Origin of the sequence: Bacillus cereus group sp. N11, from assembly GCF_016483605.1 — a bacterium.
In the GTDB taxonomy this organism is placed as follows: Bacteria; Bacillota; Bacilli; order Bacillales; family Bacillaceae_G; genus Bacillus_A; species Bacillus_A toyonensis.
In genome coordinates, this window is sequence record NZ_JAEHBN010000114.1 from 1 (window position 1) to 234 (window position 234).

The window sequence follows — 234 nt, forward strand, 5'->3', positions numbered from 1 at the left end:
TCGTCGGCAGCGTCAGATGTGTATAAGAGACAGGCCTTAAGTGTAAGAGTCTTGGAGGTAGAGCACTGATTGAACTAGGGGTCCTCATCGGATTACCGAATTCAGTCAAACTCCGAATGCCAATGACTTATCCTTAGGAGTCAGACTGCGAGTGATAAGATCCGTAGTCAAGAGCGAAACAGCCCAGATCGCCAGCTAAGGTCCCAAAGTGTGTATTAAGTGGAAAAGGATGTG

At 47.4% G+C, this 234-nt stretch carries 1 rRNA gene; it reads left to right on the top strand.

What is annotated here, in order from left to right:
* Positions 1 to 14: 14 nt before the first annotated feature.
* A 23S ribosomal RNA gene (locus tag JDS98_RS29925) occupies positions 15 to 234 on the top strand; the annotation flags it as partial.